The sequence below is a fragment of the Streptomyces sp. NPDC079167 genome (assembly GCF_040686735.1).
Taxonomy (GTDB): Bacteria; Actinomycetota; Actinomycetes; order Streptomycetales; family Streptomycetaceae; genus Streptomyces.
The window spans coordinates 1-1,726 of record NZ_JBFBLO010000057.1 but is presented as its reverse complement, the minus strand read 5'-3'; the positions used below and the strand labels follow the sequence as shown (position 1 = coordinate 1,726).

1 protein-coding gene is annotated in these 1,726 nt (G+C 69.3%); it reads right to left on the bottom strand.

The genetic code is table 11. The annotated features are described in order from the left end of the window. A partial coding sequence (locus tag AB0P41_RS35920; RefSeq protein WP_365936198.1) for a beta-ketoacyl synthase N-terminal-like domain-containing protein occupies nt 1-1,726 on the bottom strand: 1,726 nt, incomplete at both ends.

The window sequence follows — 1,726 nt, the reverse complement described above, 5'->3', positions numbered from 1 at the left end:
TCCACCTGCGCCGGCTCCAGACCGGCGTTGACCAGCGCCTGGCGGATGACCCGCTGCTGCGCGGGCCCGTTCGGCGCGGTCAGACCGTTCGACGCACCGTCCTGGTTCACCGCACTGCCCCGCACCACCGCCAGCACCTCATGGCCGTTGCGCCGCGCATCCGACAGCCGCTCCACAAGGAGCATGCCCACGCCCTCACCCCAGCCGGTGCCGTCCGCCGCATCGGCGAACGCCTTGCACCGGCCGTCCACGGCGAGACCGCCCTGCCGGGAGAACTCCACGAAGGCACCCGGCATCGACATGACGGTCACACCACTGGCCAGGGCCATGGTGCACTCGCCTTCCCTCAGCGCCTGTGCGGCAAGGTGCAGGGCTACCAGGGACGACGAGCAGGCGGTGTCCACAGTCACCGCCGGGCCTTCGAGACCCAGCGTGTATGCGATACGCCCGGACAGGACACTGGCGGAGCTGCCGGTGGCGCCGTATCCGACGACGGAGTCGCCCGCGCCGCCCAGGACGTAGCCGTAGTCCTGGCCGTTGGTTCCTGTGAACACACCGACCCGGTTGCCCTGGAGGGAGGTCGGGTCGATACCTGCTCGCTCGAAAGCCTCCCACGACGCCTCCAGCAACAGTCGCTGCTGGGGGTCCATCGCCAGTGCCTCACGCGGCGAGATCCCGAAGAACCCCGGGTCGAACTCCGCCGCGTTGTGCAGGAATCCGCCTTCCGAGACGTAGGACGTCCCCACGCTCTCGGGGTCGGGGTCATAAAGCGCACCCACGTCCCAGTTGCGGTCCTCCGGGAATCCGGAGATGCCGTCGCCTCCGGATTCGAGCAGGGCCCACAGCTCTTCGGGGGACGCCACCCCGCCCGGGAACCGGCAGCTCATCCCGACGATGACGATGGGATCCTCGGCATACTCCCTGGTCACCGATGCCGTGACCCGAGCCTCCGCTGCCTCTCCGAACACCTCTGTGCGGATGTGGCCGGCGAGTACCACCGGCGTCGGATAGTCGAAGATCAGTGTCGAAGGCAGGGAGAGACCGGTCGCCGCGGTAAGCCTGTTGCGCAGCTCGACGGCGGTGAGTGAGTCGAAGCCGAGCTGCTGGAAGGCGCGGTCGGAGGGGACGTCTTCTGCGCTGCGGTGTCCCAGGACGACTGCGGCCTCACGGCGGACGAGTTCGAGCAGTTCCGCATCACGTTCCGGTGCGGCGAGAACTGCAAGGTGCTGTTTGAAGGCGGATTCCTCTGCCGGGGCATCGGCGCGCTCCAGGATCTGCCGCACCTCGGGCAGACCGTCAAGGAGCGGGCTCGGCCGCAGGGCGGTGAAGGCGGGCGCGAAGAGTTCCCAGTCGACGTCGGCGACCGCCACATGCACGTCGTCCTCGGTCAACGCCCGGTGCAGCGCGGTGATCGCTGTCGAAGGAGCCATCGTGGTCAGGCCGCGTCGCCGCAATTCGGCCTCGCCGATGTCCTCGATCATGCCGCCCTGTCCCCAGGGGCCCCAGGAGATGGAGGTCGCGGTCAGACCACGGGCCCGGCGCCGCTCGGCCAAGGCGTCGAGATGCGCGTTGGCCGCCGCGTAAGCGGCGTGGCCGCCGCTGCCCCAGACGGCGCTGATCGACGAGAACAGCACGAACGCATCCAGGGGCCGGTCACCGAAGACCGCGTCCAGGTTGTCCGCACCCGTCACCTTCGCACGCAGCACACCCGCGAACTCATCCGCGG